Annotated in this window: 17 protein-coding genes; 7 read left to right on the forward strand and 10 right to left on the reverse strand. The window is 49.9% G+C overall.

The features are described from left to right. Positions 1-8 precede the first annotated feature (8 nt). The 7 genes from pyrE to dinD form a co-directional block, all read right to left on the reverse strand. Positions 9-641: an orotate phosphoribosyltransferase gene (pyrE, locus tag HPS54_RS03285; protein WP_172344048.1), complete on the reverse strand. Its 633-nt coding sequence runs from the start codon at positions 639-641 to the stop codon at positions 9-11. Between the two features lie 127 nt (positions 642-768). Then, on the reverse strand, positions 769-1233 hold the full coding sequence (locus HPS54_RS03290) for a regulatory protein RecX (protein ID WP_172344049.1): 465 nt from the start codon (positions 1231-1233) through the stop codon (positions 769-771). A 4-nt stretch (positions 1234-1237) separates the two neighbouring features. Next, the gene (gene prmC, locus HPS54_RS03295; RefSeq protein WP_172344050.1) at positions 1238-2074 is read right to left on the reverse strand and encodes a peptide chain release factor N(5)-glutamine methyltransferase; all 837 of its coding nucleotides are present in this window, start codon (positions 2072-2074) and stop codon (positions 1238-1240) included. Beyond that, the gene (locus HPS54_RS03300; RefSeq protein WP_172344051.1) at positions 2071-2265 is read right to left on the reverse strand and encodes a type II toxin-antitoxin system antitoxin; all 195 of its coding nucleotides are present in this window, start codon (positions 2263-2265) and stop codon (positions 2071-2073) included. The genes prmC and HPS54_RS03300 overlap by 4 nt, the downstream gene beginning before the upstream one ends. Before the next feature lie 343 nt (positions 2266-2608). After that, positions 2609-3109 (reverse strand): hypothetical protein, encoded by a 501-nt coding sequence (locus tag HPS54_RS03305; RefSeq protein WP_172344052.1) that lies wholly within the window; start codon positions 3107-3109, stop codon positions 2609-2611. Positions 3110-3124: 15 nt separating this feature from the next. Next, complete coding sequence (locus tag HPS54_RS03310) at positions 3125-4090, reverse strand: SPFH domain-containing protein (protein WP_172344053.1); 966 nt, start codon at positions 4088-4090, stop codon at positions 3125-3127. A gap of 177 nt (positions 4091-4267) precedes the next feature. Beyond that, positions 4268-5104: a DNA damage-inducible protein D gene (gene dinD / locus HPS54_RS03315; protein WP_172344054.1), complete on the reverse strand. Its 837-nt coding sequence runs from the start codon at positions 5102-5104 to the stop codon at positions 4268-4270. A gap of 732 nt (positions 5105-5836) precedes the next feature. On the opposite strand from dinD, the gene HPS54_RS03320 reads away from it, so the two are divergent. The 4 genes from HPS54_RS03320 (at position 5837) to asnS (ending at position 13544) form a co-directional block, all read left to right on the forward strand. Further along, the gene (locus tag HPS54_RS03320; RefSeq protein ID WP_172344055.1) at positions 5837-9040 is read left to right on the forward strand and encodes a choice-of-anchor J domain-containing protein; all 3204 of its coding nucleotides are present in this window, start codon (positions 5837-5839) and stop codon (positions 9038-9040) included. Between the two features lie 190 nt (positions 9041-9230). Continuing rightward, positions 9231-10577, forward strand: a complete 1347-nt coding sequence (purB, locus tag HPS54_RS03325) for an adenylosuccinate lyase (RefSeq protein WP_172344056.1) — start codon at positions 9231-9233, stop codon at positions 10575-10577. Between the two features lie 116 nt (positions 10578-10693). Further along, the gene (locus HPS54_RS03330) at positions 10694-12088 is read left to right on the forward strand and encodes a pseudouridine synthase (RefSeq protein ID WP_172344057.1); all 1395 of its coding nucleotides are present in this window, start codon (positions 10694-10696) and stop codon (positions 12086-12088) included. A 61-nt stretch (positions 12089-12149) separates the two neighbouring features. Further along, positions 12150-13544: an asparagine--tRNA ligase gene (gene asnS, locus HPS54_RS03335; RefSeq protein WP_172344058.1), complete on the forward strand. Its 1395-nt coding sequence runs from the start codon at positions 12150-12152 to the stop codon at positions 13542-13544. Between the two features lie 339 nt (positions 13545-13883). Here the strand turns inward: asnS and HPS54_RS03340 are convergent, their stop codons facing one another. From HPS54_RS03340 to HPS54_RS03350, 3 genes are all read right to left on the reverse strand, one after another. Further along, positions 13884-14735 (reverse strand): CvfB family protein, encoded by an 852-nt coding sequence (locus HPS54_RS03340; protein ID WP_172344059.1) that lies wholly within the window; start codon positions 14733-14735, stop codon positions 13884-13886. 64 nt (positions 14736-14799) lie between these two features. Next, positions 14800-15456, reverse strand: a complete 657-nt coding sequence (locus HPS54_RS03345; protein ID WP_172344060.1) for an ABC transporter ATP-binding protein — start codon at positions 15454-15456, stop codon at positions 14800-14802. Positions 15457-15471: 15 nt separating this feature from the next. Further along, positions 15472-17631, reverse strand: coding sequence for a cation:proton antiporter (locus tag HPS54_RS03350; RefSeq protein ID WP_172344061.1), 2160 nt, complete (start codon positions 17629-17631; stop codon positions 15472-15474). Positions 17632-17836: 205 nt separating this feature from the next. Here HPS54_RS03350 and HPS54_RS03355 point away from each other — a divergent pair, with 205 nt between their 5' ends. The 3 genes from HPS54_RS03355 to HPS54_RS03365 all read left to right on the forward strand — a co-directional run bounded on the left by HPS54_RS03355 (position 17837) and on the right by HPS54_RS03365 (position 21677). After that, the gene (locus HPS54_RS03355) at positions 17837-18850 is read left to right on the forward strand and encodes an aspartate-semialdehyde dehydrogenase (protein WP_172344062.1); all 1014 of its coding nucleotides are present in this window, start codon (positions 17837-17839) and stop codon (positions 18848-18850) included. An 816-nt stretch (positions 18851-19666) separates the two neighbouring features. After that, positions 19667-20524, forward strand: a complete 858-nt coding sequence (locus tag HPS54_RS03360) for an enoyl-ACP reductase FabI (RefSeq protein ID WP_172344063.1) — start codon at positions 19667-19669, stop codon at positions 20522-20524. Positions 20525-20528: 4 nt separating this feature from the next. Then, positions 20529-21677, forward strand: a complete 1149-nt coding sequence (locus HPS54_RS03365; RefSeq protein ID WP_172344064.1) for an N-acetyltransferase — start codon at positions 20529-20531, stop codon at positions 21675-21677. Positions 21678-21942 lie beyond the last annotated feature (265 nt).

A 21942-nucleotide genomic window follows, 5' to 3' on the forward strand; every position in this document is an offset into this window, starting at 1 on the left:
TTTTCTTTTTATTTTCTCCAGTTTGCGGGGTCCTTGCGCCATTCGTTCAGCACTTCCGCGTCGCTCTCCGATATATATCCCGTGGCGGCAGCCTCTGCCACAACATGCTCGTAGTCGGTCAGTGTGATGAGTTTTACGCCGGCATCCTCAAACGCCTTTTTTGCCACAGGGAAACCGTATGTGTACGATGCCACCATGCCAACCACTTCGTTTCCTGTTTTGCGTATAGCCTCGACGGCTTTCAGACTGCTGCCTCCCGTAGATATGAGGTCTTCTATGACAACCACTTTCATCTCCGGTTTCAACTCGCCTTCGATAAGGTTTTCCATTCCATGATCTTTCGGTTTGCTGCGTACATACACGAAAGGTAGGTTAAGTTCGTCGGCAACCAGCGCTCCCTGAGCTATCGCTCCCGTAGCCACTCCCGCCACGGCATCAGCCTCGGGAAAGTTTTCCAGTACGGCATGAACAAGTTCCAACTTCACGAAATTGCGAAGTTCCGGGAACGAGAGTGTCTTGCGGTTGTCACAGTAGAACGGTGACTTCCAGCCCGAAGCCCATGTGAAAGGATTTTTCGGCTGCAGTTTTATAGCCTTTACTTTTAACAGTTTTGATGCGAATGCTTTCTTCAAGATGTCCATGATATGATGTTTTTATTGTTTATTTCATTATTAATTCAATCAGATTAATTAGTCTGATTAGCCTAATTCCAACTGCAAAGATACGCCAAAAAAATGACTAATATACCGCTATGTGCCAATAATTTGGCTATTCCTCGTCGCAGTCCATACACATTCGTATGACGTCCATGTCAAAGCCGCGGCTCATGGCAAACCGTATCAGTTTGCCGTTCATCTCGTATTCGCTTGCGGCTTTTGTCGATTTCCGCTTGCTTTTCAGCAACGGGCGCAGTATTCCGGCATACTCCTCGTCGGTTATCTCGCTTAGTACTGCCTGCCTGATGTCTTCGGGTATGCGCTTCATGAATAGAGCCTGGTCTATTTTCCGCCTTCCCCATTTGTTGTAACGCAGCTTGTCTTTTACAAAAAAGCGGCTGTATCGTTCGTCGTCTATGTATTTGTCGTTCACCAACCGCTCCATGACACGTGCCGCGGCATCGTCCGGCAGTTCCCACTTCCTCATCTTCTCAGTCATCTCGTATGAGCAGTGCTCTGCTGAGGCGCACATCGCCGAGAGGCGCAGTAATGCCTCATTCTCCGTCATTTTTTTCATATCGTCATTCCTTTCTTGCCCTCATCATTCTTTCCTTGCCGAACATGTCCTTGCGGCATTCCACATCGCAGAAGCCATTTTCGGCGAGCATTCGTGCCATTGCTTCCGCGCACAGCGGGTTTATCTCGAAGTATACCATGCCTCCCGGACGCAGCGTCCGCATGGCATATCGGGATATGGCGTCGTAGAACAGCAGTGGATTGTCGTCCGGCACGAACAGCGCCGTGTGTGGCTCGTGTTCCAGCACGTTGCGTTCCATTTCCTTGCGTTCTCTATTATATATATAAGGTGGATTGCTCACAATGATGTCCCATTTTCCCGTCTCGGGCGGATTTAGGGCATTTTGTATTACGATACTTATTTCCGCACCTAAGCGCGTGGCATTATCGCGTGCCACTCTTACGGCAACGGGTGATATGTCCCATGCCGCTACGCTTGCCTTTGGCATGCCGAGAGCCAGTGTTACGGCTATGCACCCCGAGCCGGTTCCCACGTCGAGTACCGACAATCCGTTGTCTGCATGCCCGTGGCTGTCCGTTATCCAGTTGCACAGTTCCTCCGTTTCGGGACGCGGAATGAGAATTCCCGGCTCCACTCGGAAATCTCTCTCGCAGAAACATGCCGTGCCCAGGAGGTACTGCACTGGCTCGCTGTCCTCCAATCTCCGCACGATTGTCTCCAGCTCCGCCTGCCTTTCGTCGTCCATCCGCTCCGTTGCACCGCAACATATATCTGTCATAGACAGTCCGAACCTTGCTTCGAGCACAAACCGTGCCAACGCCTTGGCTTCTCCGGCGCCGTAGACGGGTTCCAGCCGTTTCCATACATCATAGTAGGTCATGGCGTGCCCTCCTCACTGTCCCTTTTTATGCGTTTCAGTCTGCCGCTTTTCCTCAGTGCCTCGGTAATTATCCACTGAAGCTGTCCGTTGGTAGAGCGGAACTCGTCCGCCGCCCATGCTTCAATGGCATTCATCATGTCGGCATCCACACGCAGCACGAAACTCTTTGTATTATTGTCTTTTTTCGGCATTTGTTGTTCTTGTTGACAATTCTCTCTTTCTCTTTTGCGGAGATTGTATGTAACGATGTGTCAAAAAATGGGTGTTCTTTTAGAGTAGGGACATATTCTTGTATTTGTCCGCCTGTATTCTGCTGATAATTAATTTTTATTGTGCGGACAAATACAAGAATATGTCCCTACAATTGGATGTTTTCCTTGCAGATGTTTGTCTGATAACCATTGATTATCAATATTATACAGATGGACATTTACAAGGAATTGTCCCTACAATTTAATGTTCCCTCTTTCTATGCACATACATTCCATTTTCCGATACATTATCGGTTCTCCCGACAGAGAATATTTTACATTTCTATATCCTGTCCGTGTCTTTCCCGTTGTAATAATTGCACAAGGCAAAATATTCCATAAGATAATTGTCGGTCTCCTTGATTAATATTAACGGTATGAGGAACGACAGGTGGCTAAAAATATCGCTGCGTTCTTCGGCGTCATCGAAGAGATACGACACTCCTATGAAAACCGCCACAAGCAGCACCGTGCCTATTACGGCTAACACGATTGCGAACTTCAAACCCCTGCCTGCTATGAAACGGCTTATGATGCTGTCGGGATAAACCTCCTTCATCACGGGTTTTCTGCGCAGCCTCAGTATGTATATGCCGCGACCGACGAAGTACAGTGTGAGTCCGCCGGTGATGAGAAGGGGTATCGGATTGTATCCGTCTATAAATGTCAATGGTGTCGCCACTATCGCCACAAACAAAGCATAGCAGAGGTTGAGATAACCTATCGTGACCGGACTTATCGCCACATTCCTCGCTGTGCCTTCTTTTTCTTTGATCTTGAACATACGGTTTGAGACTGTTTAATGGTTCAGTGTGCCTGCGTTTACCACCGGCTGTGCGTTTTCGTCGCTGCAAAGCACCACGAGCATGTTGCTCACCATGGCTGCCTTCTTGTCCTCGTCGAGCTCAACCACGCCGTCGGTGCTCAGCTTGTCAAGTGCCAGTTTCACCATAGACACGGCACCCTCCACAATCTTCTCTCTCGCTGCTATTATTGCCGTTGCCTGCTGGCGGCGCAACATCACGGCTGCTATCTCCGGAGCGTATGCCAGATAGTTGATGCGTGCCTCTACCACCTCGATGCCCGCCATGGCAAGACGCTCGTCTATTTTCTCTTCCAGTTCCTTGTTTATCTCGTCGCTTCCGTCGCGCAGCGTCATGGCACTGCCGTTCTCCTCGCCGTCATCGTAGGCATATTGTCCTGCCACTTGGCGCAGCGCGGCGTCTGCCTGTATCTTCACAAACTGCTCCAACGAGTTCATTATTCCGGCTGCCGTGGTGCCTATCGTCACTTCGCCCGGCTTGCTCTGTGCCATGGTCTGTGAGTCGATGTCGAACATAGCCTTGTACGTGTCCTTAAGTTTCCATACCAGCACCATGCCTATCATCACAGGGTTTCCCGCCTTGTCGTTAACCTTTATGGGTTCTGCGTCAAGGTTGCGTGCGCGCAGCGACAGTTTCTTTACGGAGATGAACGGGTTTACCCAATGATAGCCGGGTTTGGTGAACGTACCGCGGTATTTGCCGAAGAACATCATCACGCGTGCCTCTCCCGGTTCTATAAGTACAAAACCACACATTATTATAATGTCGACAATCAGCATCACGATGCCTGTCGTGGCATATGCCGCCGCACACGAGCCGTTGTCTGTGACACATGCAAATATTATAAGACCGATACTGCCCAATAGGGCAATGAGGCTCAATACCAGCATTGCAAGTCCGTTGAGGACTGTTCCGCTAAATGTTATTTCCTTGTTTTCCATTTGATAAATGTTTGTTTGTATGATATTATTTTGATATCACAAAGATATAACATAACCTCCTACGATGTATTGTGCCGCCCGATGATTTATGATTGTTTAACAATAGCGTGGCTTTCGACGGTTTTTGATAATTCATTTCTGTCGAAAATGACTGTTCTCTTTCTTGTTATATTCCGTTTACTTTTTCTTTTTCTTGTTTTCCAATGCCTTCTTCTGCTCGCTTGTTAATCTGCGTTCTACCTTTTTTACATCCTCTGCAGCAGGAAGATTCTCCGGAACGATGCCGCGTTGCACAAGCATATCCCGAACTGCTACATTATTAGCAATATGCTCTTTACTGATACTGCTTTCACCTTTCAAGTCTTTTGTTTGTACGTTCATGCTTGTCATTTCAGCAGCAAAGTCTTTTGCTTTGATAGTGATAGTTGGCAGAAAATCTGCCAAAGGGCGTTTTTCGGGTATTCCCATGCGTCGTTTCAATGTTGCCGTGTTCAAGCGGAAAAGGGCTTGGTCTCCCTTAGAACGTATCACAGCAAAACTTTTGTCATTCACACCACGTTCATAAAGTATGCCGGAAAGTTTACGTTCTGTTTCCTGCAGCTTTGTACGTGCTTTGACTCTCTCGACTTCAATAAGCCGTTGTTCTATAAGCTCGGCACGACGAGTCTGTACGGCAAAATAAGTTTGTGCAAATGCAATCTGTGGTTTACGAGGGTCGCCGTTTTGGGCTACAAGATAGCAGGCATAGCGTGTAAGCATGATGTCATCTATCTGACGTTCGGCACCTGAACCCAATTCAACCATTTTGTTGACGTCAACAAAATGGTCGGTAATACTATGTCCTACATTTTCACAAGCATTCTTAGCTTTGTCGATGACTTTCCCGAAATTTCGCCATTCGGTATATCCTAATAGTGAACACAATTCTCTTGCGCTCCAACATTCAACATCGTTGAGAAAACATGATGCTTCTTCAAACTGAAAGAACAGGATTTGTATTTCTTCTTTTTTCATTTTGTTTTGTGCTTAAATTTGTTGGATCTTACTAATTTGGTCTGCTCAACATTTAATATTTTAATAATATGTATCAGATTATTTAGGTATGGTTGGCTTGCATTGGTACACCGCTTAGATATGATTGTTTGGTCTTAGCCAAACAACTCTGCCAGTCACTTGTTTGTCCATTGTTTGTCTGCAAGGAGAATTTTCAATCTGTTAACGCTTTTACTTGTTGTCGTATAGTAGTCGATTAAGTTTACAAAGATACGTCTGAAATTTCTATATAAAGAATATTCGAAAAACAATTTTAGGATAATGACAAAAAATAAGAATAATTATTCCTTGTAAAAAGTCATGAATCATATCATTGATTTCAATCTTATTGTAACTGTTTCGACACCACGAAAACTGCCGATTTGCCACGTTTTTGAAATGTCTTTCTAACTCATTGGATATCAAGATGATACCTTTTGGCATCTAAAAGGTGGCTTTTGGGCTTCTAAAATGCCACCTTTCAGCCTGCGAAATGCCACCTTTTGGAAACCGGGAGGTCGTGTTTTAAAATATGGAATGTTTTCGGAGGCATTACGGTTTATTTGTGTGCGATTAACGTTAATTAACCTGCAAGATAACAGTTAATGTTTATTAAACAGTACTTTTGTATTTCACAATGATATTTAAAATCGTGTTTTTGTTGTCCAATTGATACATAAACGAACTTAATATAAACATTTAAATATTTTAAAAATGAAGAAAACGTTACTTTTACTGCTTGCCCTTGTGGGGCTGGTGACGCTTCAGGCGCAAGTGCCTTATCAGCGCATTTCTACCCCCCCCACTTCGGTTAAGGCAAAACAGATTAACAACAAGGGACACGAGTCCACCCGTGCGGTTGCAAAAGCTCCTAAAGTGGTGGTCGCGGGTATTGATGATGTAAATCCGGATGCCATAGAGGTGCCCTTTACACACGGTCTTGGAAAAGACAGTAATTTCCCCGATCTAAAGACAAAATACACTGCCATAAACGCCAACAACGACAACCGAAAGTGGCAGTTCGGTACGGTAAGCGGATATGGTGCGTGCATGGTGCCCAATGCGGAGGATATAAATGAGAACGACGACTGGCTTATCACCGTACCTGTTCACATGCCGGCAGGAGATTATGTCGTTTCGTTCGAGTTGGGAATGATGGGGTCCGGTGCCACAGGTGTCCGTATGGACGTGAAACTCGGGACTTCTCCGACGGTAGAGGGCATGACCACACAGATTGTTCCGCCTACGGTATATACGGAAAAAGCCATGACGAAGTATGAGTATAATCTCAATATTCCTCAAGAGGGTTACTATTATGTAGGTTTCCACTGTACCACCGAAAAGGCGATGAAAGGTACGCTTAAGCTTACCAACGTGGGTGTAAGGAGCGGCAGTGTAGAGCCTGTTGTCCCCGTAGACCCGCCTGCGGCAGGTACTCTGACGTGGGTGCTTGCGCCTAAAGGCGAGCTTAAGGCAGACGTCACATATGTTGCTCCGACAAAGACAAAGTCGGGTGCCGACCTTACGGAGATAAGCAAGGTGATAATAACCTCTCGCTGGGAGGTGGACAAATTCGAGTATACGGATGTGAAACCGGGTCAGACAATAGAACTGAAAGATGTGGAAATGTATGCCGGGATAAACAACCGCTTCACGGCGGTGGCATACGTTGGCGAGACAGCCGGCGACAAGGTCGAGCACAAAAACATCTGGTGCGGTCCGGACACGCCGCTCGCTCCTGAGAATGTAAAGCTCGTGGCATCGGAAGACTTCAAGTCGGCGGTGCTGTCGTGGGACCCTGTCGGCGAGACAGGCGAGCATGGCGGATACGTAGATCCCAATGATGTTACATATTACATCTTCGATGCTTTCGGGTCATATTACGACCCGGCAATTGCCACTACAAAGGAAACATCACTGAAAATAGAGTATCCCGACCTTGAAGGACAGGACTTCGTGGCATATCAGGTGACGGCGGGATATGGCGAGAACTATTCTACGGACACGGCGTCGGACATACTGACAATAGGCGAACCGTACAAGATGCCGTTTGCAGAATCTTTCAGAGACGGGCGTTATGATGATATATGGCTTGTAGACCCGAAGTCGAACAGCAGTAACCAGATGCAGGGAACGGTGGATGACGAGTATTTCCCGTCGCTCATAGACCCTGAGGATCCGGATGCTCCCGCACCTCTCGTATCGCAGGATGGCGACAACGGCTTCTTCTACTGGCTGCCGTACGAGAAGGACGTGATGTATGGAATGATTTCTCCGCGCGTCGATATCAGTGGCGCAGCCAACCCCGCGCTCGAGTTCTGGTATCAGGGACAGGGCAGCGACATCGACGTGATGGTGTCCAAGGACGATGCTCCGTTTGACGTGGTGAAGACCATCGACATGCAGGCAGATCCTACGACAGGAGGCTGGACGCTTGCAAGCATTCCGCTGACAGACTATAAGGACGCGAAGGCGATACAGTTTGAACTGCGTCTGAGAGCCGCGCACAACGATGCCGACCATACATGGAGCGTGCCGCTCGACAACATTCGTGTGCGCGACGTTGTGGACAAGGATCTGCGCATGGTGTCTCTCGGGGCGCCGGCAAATGTCAAGGTAGGCGATAAACTGACATTAAAGGCTCATATAGAGAACCTCGGCAAGGAGGCTGACGGTGCCGTTGTAGCATGGACGGTGAACGGAAAGAATGTCGGAACATCGGCTCTGCCGGTAATTACGGCAAACGGTTTTGCCGATGCGGAGTTTGAATATACCGTTCCTTTCGATACGGACGCTCTGCTTGAGATCAAGGCGGAGGCGACGCTGGAGGGCGACGGCTGCGCCGTCAACAATGCGGCGGAGGCTTCTGTCAAGGTGAAACTGAACAACTATCCTACTGTTACAGACCTTGCAGGAAGTGCTGCGGACAGTGGCGCGAAGGTTACTCTTACATGGACGGCTCCGTCGCTTGAAGGACTGACCGACTGCAAGACGGTGGCAGAAGACTTTGAAAGCGAGGACTACACGCCGATGTCCATCACCGGTGCCGGCGGCTGGACGGTGTATGACGGCGACAAGTTGAAGACATATAACATCTTCCGCGAACTTTACAATCCTTACCAGACACAGCCAATCGGCTTCCAGTTGTTTAACCGCACGGTGGCGGAAGTGCCCGAAAAATATTGGGCTGATGCGGCTCCGCACAGCGGTGAGACGTTTATGATGGCACCGAGTAGCCAGGAGGGAAACAACGACAACTGGCTTATTTCGCCGGAGCTTTCGGGTAATGAGCAGACCGTTTCGTTCTGGGCAAAGAGCTTTACGTTGGTTTGGGGAGAATCATTTGAAGTGCTTTACTCCACAACCGGTAACAGTCCTGAGGACTTCACGCAGACCGTGGAGGTGGAGAACTATCCTGCCGACGGCGTCGTACCGGAGGATTGGACGGAGTTCAAGGTAGCCCTGCCAAAGGGTGCAAAGCACTTTGCGATACGCCACAAGACTTACGATACGGTGGCGCTCTTGGTTGACGACGTGACGTATGAGAGCGCCCCGGATGTTCCCACGGACATTGCACTGACGGGTTATTACATATTCCGCGACGGCGAAAGGATAAACGAGGTGCCTGTGACGGAGACGACGTATACCGACTCGCCTGTTGAGGCTGGTGCTGCCGACGGCGAATATACATACAGCTATGTGGTTGTTCCGGTATACAACTACGGTACCGCTCCAAAGAGCAACGAGGTTACCGTGTCTGTTGTAAGCACTGCCATCGACGAGATTACAGAGGGCGGCGCAGGTTCTGTTGCCGTATACTATAACCTACAGGGTGTGCGCGTTCCTGCCGGACGCCTTGTTCCCGGCGTATATGTACGCGTGACAGACGGACATTCAGACAAGGTGGTTGTGAAGTAGAAGCGTTGAAAGACCGGTTCGCCCCGACATTTGCGGTGTGTGTCTCTCTGTGGGACATGCCGCATGTGCCGGGGCGAATTTTGTTGTACAAGTGTGGCTTTTAACTTGTCACACCTTATTTTATTATATATTTATTTTCTTCAAATGGATTTAAATTACTAAATTTGCAGCCATTAATACGTATTAGCTTATGACACTTGACTTATTGACTGCAATCTCTCCGGTAGACGGTCGCTATCGGGGTAAGGCGGAACCTTTGGCAGAGTATTTTTCGGAATATGCACTTATACGCTACCGTGTGCGTGTGGAGATTGAATATTTCATCACGCTGTGCGAGTTGCCGTTGCCCCAGTTGGCAGACTTCGACACATCGCTTTTCGGACGTCTGAGGGATATTTACCGTCTGCTCGACGAGCAGGGCGCCGCCCGTGTGAAGGAAATAGAGAAGACGACGAACCACGACGTGAAGGCGGTGGAGTATTACATCAAGGAGCAGTTCGATGCAATCGGAGGGCTTGACAAATACAAGGAGTTCATCCATTTCGGACTGACTTCGCAGGACATCAACAACACTTCGGTGCCTCTCTCGGTGAAGGAGGCGCTTGCGGACGTATATGTGCCGCAGGTGAAAGAACTGGTGGAGCAGCTCCGCACATACGCCGACGAGTGGAAAGACGTGTCGATGCTTGCAAAGACTCACGGACAGCCGGCATCGCCCACAAGACTGGGCAAGGAGATAATGGTATATGTATATCGTCTCGAAAAGCAGCTGGAGATGCTCACGGCATGTCCCATGACGGCAAAGTTCGGTGGTGCGACGGGTAACTACAATGCCCATAACGTGGCATATCCGCAGTACGACTGGAAAGAGTTCGGCAACAGGTTCGTGAGCGAGAAGCTGGGTCTGGAGCGTGAACAGTATACCACGCAGATAAGCAACTACGACTGTCTTGCTGCCGTGTTCGATGCCATAAGCCGTATAAACACCATTATCATAGACCTTGACCGCGACTTCTGGATGTATATCTCCATGGAGTATTTCAAGCAGAAGATAAAAGCCGGTGAGGTGGGGTCGAGTGCCATGCCGCACAAAGTCAACCCTATAGACTTCGAGAACAGTGAGGGCAACCTCGGAATGGCGAACGCCGTGCTCCGTTTCCTTGCCTCAAAGCTGCCCGTAAGCCGTCTGCAGCGCGACCTGACAGACTCTACGGTGCTTAGAAACATCGGCGTTCCGCTCGGTCACGGCATCATAGCGGTGCAGAGCACGCTGAAAGGATTGCGCAAGCTCATCCTCAACGAGGAGGCGATAAGGGCTGATCTTGACAATACGTGGGCTGTTGTGGCGGAGGCTATACAGACCATATTGCGTCGCGAGGCATATCCGCATCCGTATGAAGCACTGAAGGCTTTGACACGCACAAACAAGAAAATGACAGAAGAGACGATACACGAGTTTGTGCGCGGACTGGATGTCAGCGATGAGGTGAAGGCAGAACTTATGGCGATAACGCCGTCGAACTATACGGGAGTATAAGCCTGCTATCATATAAATTATGGGTCTTATAGGTCATATAGGTCTTATAAGACCTATAAAAAGAAAAAATATAATAAAGTATTAACCAAGCCGTGAGGCTATAACAGAGAAAAGAAATGACAGAAGAATTCAACAACATGCAGAACGAAGAGTCTGCACAGCAGAACGAGAACGGCCGCGAGGGCTACAGAAAACCTGACTATCAAGGCTACAGACCGGTAGGTCGTCAGATGCGTCCGCGCATAAATCAAAGGCGTCCGTACAACGCAAACAGAAGCTATGACAACAATTCCGGAGGTTTCCGTCCCGAAGGGTTCGGAGCCGGTTTGCAGCATGATGGAGGACAGCAGCGCAGCTACCGTCCGCGTTACAACAACAATCAGGAGGGCGGCTATCAGCCACGACAGGGCTATCAGCAGCGCAACGGCTACGGACAACAGCGCAACACCGGCTATCGTCCGCGTTACAATAACAATCAGGAGGAGGGCTATCAGCCGCGACAGGAGGGTTATCAACCGCGTTACAACAACGGTTACCGTCCCCGCTACAATGATAATAACGGCGAAGAGGGTGCACCGCAGCATACGGGAAACTATCAGCCGCATCGCAACTATCAGCGTCAGGGTGGCTATCAGCCCCGGGGCGGTTATCAGCAACGTGGCGGATACAACCGTCAGGGCGGCAATTATCAGCCGCGACAGGGTTACCGTCCGCGCACGGCGGATTATGATCCTAATGCAAAATACAATCTTAAGAAGCGCATAGAATATAAGGAACAGCATATAGACCCCAACGAACCGGTGCGTCTTAACAAGTTCCTTGCCAATGCGGGAGTTTGCAGCCGTCGTGAGGCGGACGAGTTCATACAGGCAGGAGTGGTTTCGGTGAACGGCGCAGTGGTAACGGAACTGGGTACGAAAGTGCTTCGCACGGACGAGGTAAGGTTTCACGACCAGCCCGTAACACTTGAGAAGAAAGTATATGTGCTGCTCAACAAGCCGAAAGACTGTGTCACCACAAGCGACGATCCGCAGCAGCGTAAGACGGTGATGGACCTCGTTCGCGACGCATGTCCGGAACGCATATATCCGGTGGGACGTCTTGACCGTAACACAACGGGTGTTCTCTTGCTCACCAACGACGGCGACATGGCAAGCAAGCTTACTCATCCGAAGTTTCTGAAGAAGAAAGTTTACCATGTATACCTTGACAAGAACGTCACCGCCCACGACATGCAACAGATTGCACAGGGCATAACTCTCGACGACGGGGACATTCATGCGGATGCAGTGGAGTATGCTCACGAGACCGATCGCAGCCAGGTTGGCATAGAGATACACAGCGGACGTAACCGCATTGTGCGTCGTATCTTCGAGAGTCTCGGCTACCGTGTGGTGAAGCTCGACCGTGTTCAGTTTGCCGGATTGACAAAGAAGAACGTCCGCCGTGGCGACTGGCGTTTCCTCACCGAGAAGGAAGTGGAGATGCTGCGCATGGGGGCATTCGAGTAAAAAACAGGAAACAAGAATAACATAAATGAGGTGTAAGCCTCCGTTCATTATTTAAATATAGATGGAAAGAACTAAAATCGTAGATGTATTGCAGCGTACCGATTATGGTACTGTTGTCAATGTGAAAGGCTGGGTAAGGACCCGCCGTGGTAGTAAGGCTGTTAATTTCATCGCCCTGAACGATGGTTCTACTATCAAGAATATACAGATTGTCGTCGATGTGGAGAAGTTTGACGACGCCATAATAAAGGATATAACCACCGGAGCGTGCATAAGCGTAGACGGAGAGTTGGTTCAGAGCCAGGGCAAAGGGCAGAGTGTGGAACTGCAGTGTCGTAATATCGAGATACTGGGAGTCTGCGGTGCCGACTATCCTTTGCAGAAGAAAGGGCACACAATGGAGTTCCTGCGCGAGCATGCGAACCTCCGTATGCGTACAAACACATTCGGAGCGGTGTTCCGCATACGTCACAACATGGCAATGGCGATACACTGTTACTTCCACGAACACGGCTTCTTCTACCTCAATACGCCGATAATCACGGCGAGCGACTGCGAAGGTGCGGGGCAGATGTTTCAGGTTACGACAAAGAACCTGTATGATCTGAAGAAGGACGAAGACGGAAAAATAGACTATAGCGACGACTTCTTCGGCAAGCAGGCTTCGCTCACCGTGAGCGGACAGCTTGAAGGTGAGCTGGGCGCAACGGCACTGGGAGCAATCTATACGTTTGGTCCTACGTTCCGTGCGGAGAACTCCAACACGCCGAGACATCTCGCCGAGTTCTGGATGATTGAGCCGGAAGTGGCTTTCAACGATATTACCGACAACATGAACCTTGCCGAGGACTTCATAAAATACTGCATACGGTGGGCTTTGGACAACTGTGCCGACGACCTGGAGTTCCTCAACCAGTTTGTGGACAAGCAGCTCATAGAGCGCCTGCACTTTGTTCTTGAGCACGACTTCGTGCGTCTTGCATATACCGAAGGCATCAAAATCCTTGAAGAGGCGGTGCAGAACGGTCACAAGTTCGAGTTCCCTGTATACTGGGGTGCCGACCTCGCAAGCGAGCACGAGCGTTATCTTGTGGAGCAGCACTTCAAGCGTCCGGTGATACTTACCGACTATCCGAAGGAGATAAAGGCGTTCTACATGAAGATGAACGATGACAACAAGACCGTAAGAGCCATGGACGTGCTCTTCCCACAGATAGGTGAGATAATCGGAGGATCGGAGCGTGAGGCTGATTACGACAAGCTCATGGGACGTATAGAGGAACTTAACATCCCGATGAAGGATATGTGGTGGTATCTCGAAACACGCAAGTGGGGCTCTTGTCCGCACAGCGGTTTCGGCTTGGGCTTCGAGCGTCTCATCCTTTTCGTTACCGGAATGCAGAATATACGTGACGTTATTCCGTTCCCGAGAACGCCGAAGAACGCAGAGTTTTAAGTTGTGTCGGGCGACAGTCCGACATGAAACGGTAAAAAATATGCCGGCAGTTACATTTCAATATGTAGCTGCCGGATTTTTTATTGGGTGATTTTGGGAAGGAAAGGGGAGGTTGGTTTAAGGAGATAAGAGAAGATATTAGGAGATAAAGGGAGATAGGGGACAAATGTTTTGTTGATTGATTGGAAGGAGATAAAAGAAGATAAGGGAAGATAAAAGAAGATAGAGGACAAATGTCCGATTGCTTGTTACGAGACTATTGTCCTCTATCTCCTGTGGCGCAAGCCACATATCTCCTTCTATCTCCCCTTATCTCCTTCTTCTATCCCTCTTATCTCCTTATTCCGTCGTCCTCTCCACGAGCCTTATCCCATCTTCGCCGATGGTTATAAGCCTCTGTTTGTAAAGGTCGCCTACCGCCTTCTTGAATGTCTTCTTGCTCACGGCGAAACGGCTGTATATGTCCTCCGCCGCGCTCTTGTCGCCGAGGTCACACACCCCGTCGTGGTCTTTAAGATAGCGGAAGAGCGTCTCGCTGAACTCCTTTGTCTGCCTCTTGCCCGTAGGTTGCAACGTTACGTCTATCTTGCCGTCGGCACGCACGTTGTCTATATACCCCTTCATGCGGTCTCCGGTATGTATGTCCTTGAACACCTGGTCGCGATATACCAGTCCGCCGTGCCTGTTGTTGATTATCACCTTGAATCCCAAGTCGGTCTTTTGCCATATCAACAGATCCACCTCCTCGCCCTTTTTATATTCGGGGAAGGTGTCATTGAGATAGTGCTCCACCTTTGCCGATGCCATTATGCGGTAGCTCTCTTCGTCGGTATGCACATGTACGATATAGCTTTTGCCCATTTCCATTTTCATCTTCTGCTCGCGGAAAGGGCAGAAAAGGTCTTTCATCAGCCCCCAGTCGAGAAATGCGCCATATTGGTTTATCCATGCCACTTTAAGGAAAGCGAAGTCGCCCACCTTGGCTTTAGGTGTGAGCGTGGTGGCAACAGGGCGTTCCTCGTTGTCAAGATATATGAATACGTCAAGCTCGTCGCCAGGCTTGCAGCCCTCCGGCACATATCTCGCCGGCAATAATATCTCGCCTTCGTCGCCGCCGTCGAGATACATTCCGAAGTCCACCTGCTTTATTACTGTAAGATGATTGTACTCACCCAGTTTTATTCCGTTCATCTGAGAAGAATTAATAATTTATAATTGATAATTTATAATGGGGTGGGAGATTGAGTCCGTTGTGTCATTCGCTCACCAACATACCGTCTTTCATAGCTATCGTGCGGTCTGTTATCTGCGCCAGACTCTCGTCGTGCGTCACGATGACGAATGTCTGTCCGAACCTGTCGCGCAGGTCGAAGAACAGCCGGTGCAGCTCTTCCTTGTTCTTAGAGTCGAGACTTCCCGACGGTTCGTCTGCCAAAATCACGGCAGGATCGTTTACCAGTGCACGCGCCACCGCCACCCGCTGTTTCTCTCCGCCCGACAGTTCGGCGGGCTTGTGCTTTGCCCTGTCGGTGAGTCCCATGAACTCGAGCAGTTCCATAGCCTTCTCTTTAGCCTCTTTGTGCGAGAAACCGGCAATCAAAGCGGGTATCATCACGTTTTCGAGAGCCGTAAACTCAGGCAGCAACTGGTGAAACTGAAACACGAAACCGATGTGCCTGTTGCGGAACTCGGCAAGCCGGCGTCTGCTCAGCGAACGCACGTCCACCCCGTCTACCGTCACCTCTCCCGTGTCGGCACTGTCCAGCGTGCCTATTATCTGCAGCAGCGTTGTCTTGCCCGCACCGCTCGGTCCCACGATGCTCACCACCTCGCCTTTGCCTATGTGCAGGTCGATGCCTTTGAGCACCTGTAGTTTTCCGAAACTCTTCGTTATTCCTTTTATGTCTATCATATTACTTTCTGGTTTTTATTTTCCGGCACTGTCGGTGCCGCCGTGTCTTTTTCTTCTCTGTATCCTGCCGTATATCCACTTGGATATCGTAGAGTATGCACTCTCATCGTTGTGCGTCTGCGGTGCCGTGAACGTCATGCTCTCGGGCGACTGACCGTTTTGGTCGGGGAAGATAATCATCAGTCCGCATGACGCGAAATACTTCATTATCTCTTCCGGCAGCCGTTCGAATACCGGCTTGTATGACACTGTGCCCTTGCGCGCCGTGATTATTACCAGCATGTGGTCTTCCTTAATCCTGTCGGACAGGCTTGTCAGCTCTTTCCAGTGCTGCATCAGCACATATTCCGCCCTTACGTTCCGGTGCCGGTCTTCCATGTATGCCGCGATGAGCGATGTGGTCTCCTCACGTCCGTAGAACACTATACGGCAGCACAGGTTGTCCGCCAGCTGTGCCAGCCGTTCCGTCCAGCGATAGAAACCCGGCTCGAACTCCACGCGCGACGGCACCGCCACATGTATGCGTCTCACCGTACCGAGTGGTCGTGTGCAGCGGCACATTATTATCTGACGGTTCAGTCCCGATATAAGACTCGGCGCGAATTCGCCCCAGAATCTGTCGCCCACATCTTTCATGCGGTGTATTCCCATTATTATTTCCGATGCGTCATACTCCTTGAAGGCGTGCATTATGCCGTTTGCCAGATTTGTCGTCAGCCTTATCTGCGTCAGCATGCGCACATCGGCGGCGCTTGCCTGCTTGGCAGCCTGCTCCAGCAGTCTCTTGCCTAAAGCCTGGTTGTGTGCCGCCCGTTCGTCGTCAAACACCAGGTTAAGCCCTATTATGCCCCTGTTCAGCGCCGGGTTGCGCGTAAGCATGGCTAAATTTACCAGATTTTCCGTGCTCCCCTTGTATTTCAGCGGTATCAGTATCTTCTCGTCGTTGCTCTTTATGCTGTCCGTAGGTTTGGCGCTTTCAGACAACACAATTGTGCGCGATGCGCGGTCGGTCATCATCGAGCCGATGATACACGTCACCAATATCATTATCACCACGCCGTTCAGCATGTCCGAGTCTACGAGCATCTGCCCCGGCGCCACCTGCAGCTTCATTCCCACCGTGGCAATGGCTATGGAGCCGGCGGCATGCGCCGACGTCAGTCCGAACATCATGTTACCGTTGGACACCGGCATTTTGTTCATGAATGCCACCGCATACGAGGCGACAGCCTTGCCCAGCGTTCCGAAGAAGATAATGCAGAATATTATGAATGCCGCGTGCCAGCCGCTGAACACCATGCGCACGTTGATGAGCATTCCCACGCCAATCAGGAAATAGGGTATGAACAAGGCGTTTCCGATAAACTCTATGCGGTTCATCAGCGGAGACACGTGCGGGATGTAGCGGTTGAGTATCAGTCCGGCAAAGAAAGCCCCGAAGACACCTTCCAGACCTATCAGTCCCGACACGGCGGCACACATCGACATTATGCCGAGCACGAAGATATACTGCGTCACGGCGTCGGAGTAGCGGTGCAGGAACCACCTCGTGAGCCGTGGCAGCAGATAGATGCTTCCGGCAAGAAACGCCGCCGCCTTGAGCGTGAACAGTCCCCAGAACCCAGCACCCGTACCGGTGCCGAACGAACCTACTATTGCCGCCAGCACCACTAATGCCAGCGTGAGCGATATCATCGAAGCTCCAACACACAGAGTCACGCTGCGGTGGCGTTGCAGACCGTACTTGCACACGATGGGGTAGGCAATGAGCGTGTTCGAAGCCATGATGCTGCTCAACAGCAGAGCAGCCACGGAAGAGTAGCCCATGATGTATATTCCGGCAAACCACGTAAGCAGAAACGGCACGAAAAAGTTCAGCAGACCGAACGACAGTATCGTCCTGCTGTTGTTCTTAAGCCCGTTGAAGTCCATTTCCAGTCCGGCGAGAAACATTATATAGTAAAGTCCCACCTTGCCGAACAACTCGAACGAACTGTCCCTCTCGAGTATGTTCAATCCATATTCGCCCACGGCAACGCCTGCCAGCACCATTCCAACGATGTGCGGAATGCGCAGCCTGCCCATTATTATCGGTGCGAGCAGTATGATGCAGAGCACGACAAAGAATATCAGTGTCGGGTCGGTAATCGGAAAACAGTGCGATATGTCGGGCATGATGCTTTGATAATTGTTATTTCTTAATGGCTTGCACAAATCTGCATGGATATACATTATATATTTAATAAGGTGTGCCATGCAGCCCTGATGCTTCCGGTTTCGTATGCAAAGGTGCAAAAAAAATATCAGACTTGTGATAAATCATTCGAAAAGTTGTATTTTTGCACTGCAATAACGTTTAACGAATAAATACATACGGATTATGAAAGTAGCCATTGTCGGTGCCAGCGGCGCTGTAGGGCAGGAGTTCCTGCGCGTTCTCGAAGAAAGAGATTTTCCCCTTGACGAGTTGGTGTTGTTCGGTTCGCAGCGTTCTGCGGGCAACAAGTACACATTTAAGGGCAAGGAGTATGAGGTGAAACTGTTGCAGCACAACGATGACTTTAAGGACGTGGACATAGCCTTCACCTCGGCTGGGGCAGGCGTGTCCAAGGAGTTTGCGGAAGACATCACGCGCCATGGCGCCGTGATGATAGACAACTCGAGCGCGTTCCGTATGGACGATGACGTGCCCCTTGTGGTGCCCGAGTGCAACGCAGCCGACGCTCTCGACCGTCCCCGCGGCATCATTGCCAATCCAAACTGCACCACGATAATGATGGTTGTGGCGCTGCAACCCCTCGAAAACCTCAGCCATATCAAGCGTATACACATCGCAAGCTATCAGAGTGCCAGCGGTGCGGGTGCCGCGGCAATGGACGAGTTGCAGCAGCAGTATGCCGAGATAATGGAAGACAAGCCCGTAACGGTGAAGAAGTTCCCCCACCAGCTGGCTTACAACGTGATACCGCAGATAGACGTGTTCCAGCCCAACGGATATACCAAGGAAGAGATGAAGATGTTCAACGAGACGCGCAAGATAATGCACAGCGACGTGAAGTGCTCTGCCATGTGCGTACGCGTGTCCTCGCTCCGCGCCCATTCCGAGAGCGTATGGATAGAGACCGAGCGCCCCGTAACCGTTGAGGAGGCGCAGGCGGCACTTGCCGCAGCCCCCGGCGTGACGCTCCGCGACGACCCTTCAAACCTTGTCTACCCCATGCCGCTCGAAACGGCGGGCACCGACGACATCTACGTGGGTCGTGTACGCAAGGACCTTGCCGACGAGAACGGACTCACGTTCTGGCTCAGCGGCGACCAGATACGCAAGGGCGCGGCTCTCAACGCGGTGCAGATAGCCGAATATCTTGTAAAGGTTAATGGAATAAGAAGATAGAGGAAGATAGGAGAAGATATGTGGCTTGCGCCCGGGAGATAGGGGACAATTGTCTTGTGGCATGCGATAAAGCACGTGTCCCCTGTATTCCAGTTATCTTCTCCTGTCTTTCTTTTCTACCAAACGCATCTTTCCTTGACTCCTCGACGGTCTTTTCTTATTATAAGATTATTATTTCTTTGTCTCCTCGATGCTCTTTTCTTCTCTTTCTACCGTCTCCATTTATTACAACGGTCATTCCTCCTTTGTCCCTCGACGGTCTTTTTTTACCCATTGACCGTCTATCCGTTATTTTGGAACGTTCGACAGAAAAAAATTGAACGTTCGACAGAAAATTTTGGATCGATCCAAAATTTTTTCTGAATCGATCCAAAAAAATTTTTGGAACGTTCCAAAATTTCTTCCGGATCGATCCAAAATTTCCTATGGATGCGCCGTCTTCCCGTCCGGACGCTCCAAATGTCGACTGCGATGCGCTCTGCGTGTTGTAAACCGTGTGTTTGTGTGTTGAAAAAATGCCCCGTGCCGTTGCTCCGAACACACTTTTGGCGTGCATGTTCGTGCGAAAATATCCTACCGAGGGAATTTTTGATGTCCATACTATGTATTCATTGCATGTAGAACGTGTAAATGTCCGACGCTAAGTTCTTGATTTTAAAGTTGTTAACAACGGATATTTACAAGAAAGTCCCTATATGCAATAGATATCTCACCTGATACCTTATAACCTCAAACCTCTTTTTGTTCAACATAATTTGTCCGTGTTGCACAAAAGTTGTAATTTTGCGCACTGTAAACCAAATGTAGTTTTATATAATGACTCACAATTTATTGAAAGGCAAGCGCGGCATCATCTTCGGCGCGCTTAATGAAGAATCCATTGCATGGAAAGTTGCGGTGAAAGCAGTTGAAGAGGGCGCTGTGATAACGCTCAGCAACACACCCATGGCTCTGCGCATGGGCGAACTGGACGGGTTGAGCAAGCAGCTCAACGCACCTGTTATTCCGGCAGACGCAACAAGCGTTGAGGATCTCGAGAAAGTTTTCTCGGAGTCTGTAAGGTTGCTCGGCGGAAAGATAGACTTCGTGTTGCACTCCATCGGTATGAGTCCGAATGTTCGCAAGCGTCGTACTTATGACGACCTCGACTATAACTATTTGCAGAAGACTTTGGATATCTCTGCCATATCGTTCCACAAGATGTTACAGGTTGCCAAGAAGCAGGATGCCATTGCAGAGTATGGTTCGGTGGTGGCACTGACATACGTGGCGTCGCAGCGCACGTTCTTCGGCTATAACGACATGGCTGACGCAAAGAGCATGCTGGAGAGCATCGCGCGTAGTTTCGGATACATTTACGGTCGCGAGAAGCACGTGCGTGTAAACACCATATCCCAGTCGCCCACGCCCACAACGGCAGGTAAGGGTATCAAGGACATGGACAACCTGATGGACTTTGCAAGCAAGATGTCGCCTCTTGGAAATGCTACGGCAGAGGAGTGTGCGGAGTACTGCGTGATGATGTTCTCCGACTTCACCCGCAAGGTGACGATGCAGAACCTCTTCCACGACGGCGGTTTCTCGTCGATGGGTATGAGTCTGCGTGCCATGAACCAATACGCAAAGGACCTTGCGCCGTATGAGGATGAGAACGGAAAGGTGATTTACGGATAAATCCATGAATGGAATAGAGATAAGACAGATAACCGATAAACGCGGCATGGACGCGTTTGTCGGTTTTTATTATGACCTGTATCGCGGCTGCGAGCATGCCGTGCCATATCTCAGGGCAGACGAACTGGCAACGCTCGACCCCCGGCGCAACGCCTCGTTCGAGTGTTGTGAGGCTGCATATTTCATGGCATACCGCGGCGGAAAGCCTGTGGGGCGCGTCGCTGCAATCATCAACCACCGTGCCAATGAGCGTTGGAACTGTAGCACGGTACGTTTCGGATGGTTCGATTTCATCGACGACAGCGAGGTGTCGGCAGCGTTGTTGCATGCCGTGGAACAATGGGGACGCTCCAAGGGCATGGATAAGATTGTGGGACCGATGGGCTTTACCGATATGGATCGCGAGGGAATGCTCGTCGAGGGCTTTGACCGGCTGTCCACGCATTATGTTAATTACAACTATCCTTACTATCCGCAGCACATCGAGAGCATGAGCGGTTGGGTGAAGGACAACGACTATGTGGAGTATCGTGTGGCTATTCCCGACGTCGTGCCGGACAAGTTCCGCAAGGTTGCCGAAATGGTGGGGCGGCGCTACAACCTGCAGGTGCGCAAGTTCACGCGCCGCGAACTGGTAAGCGGAGGATACGGTGAGCGTATCTTCGAGCTTGTGAACGCAACGTACAACGACCTCTACGGATACTCGCATCTCAGCATGCGGCAGATAGACAGTCTTATCGACGGATATATAAAGAAAGCCGACCTCGACCTTATAACAGGTGTTGTGGACATGAACGATGGCGGGCGGCTGGTGGGCTTCGGCGTCACTTTCCCCTCTATCTCGCGTGCCATGCAGCACACCCGCGACGGTCGTTTGCTGCCGTTAGGGTGGTGGCACGTGCTCAGGGCACTGAGGTGGCACCACACTGACACGGTGGATCTGCTCCTTATAGGCGTTCTTCCCGAGTATCGTCCGAAAGGTGCCAATGCTCTTATCTTCAACGATCTCATTCCGCGTTTCCGCCACCACGGTTTCAAATGGGCGGAGGCGATGCCGCAGATGGAAAGCAACGAGCATGTCAGAAGCCAGTGGCAGTATCTCGAGGCGGAGCAGCACAGAAGGCACAGGTGCTACGGGAAAACGATAGAATAATTTATAATTCATAATTTATAATTTATAATTGGGAGATAGAAGGAGATAAGGGGGAAGATAGAAGGAGATAGGGGGAGATAGAAGGAGATAAAAGACGAATGCTTATTAAATTATAATTGGTAATTTATAATTTATAATTGGAAGATAGAAGGAGATATTGGGGAGATAGAAGGAGATAAAAGACGAATGCTTATTAAATTATAATTGGTAATTTATAAATGGGGAGATAAAAAGGGAAAAGAACGTGCCTGTTTACCCGTAGGGC

This window comes from Xylanibacter caecicola (genome assembly GCF_013166515.1).
Lineage (GTDB): Bacteria > Bacteroidota > Bacteroidia > Bacteroidales > Bacteroidaceae > Prevotella > Prevotella caecicola.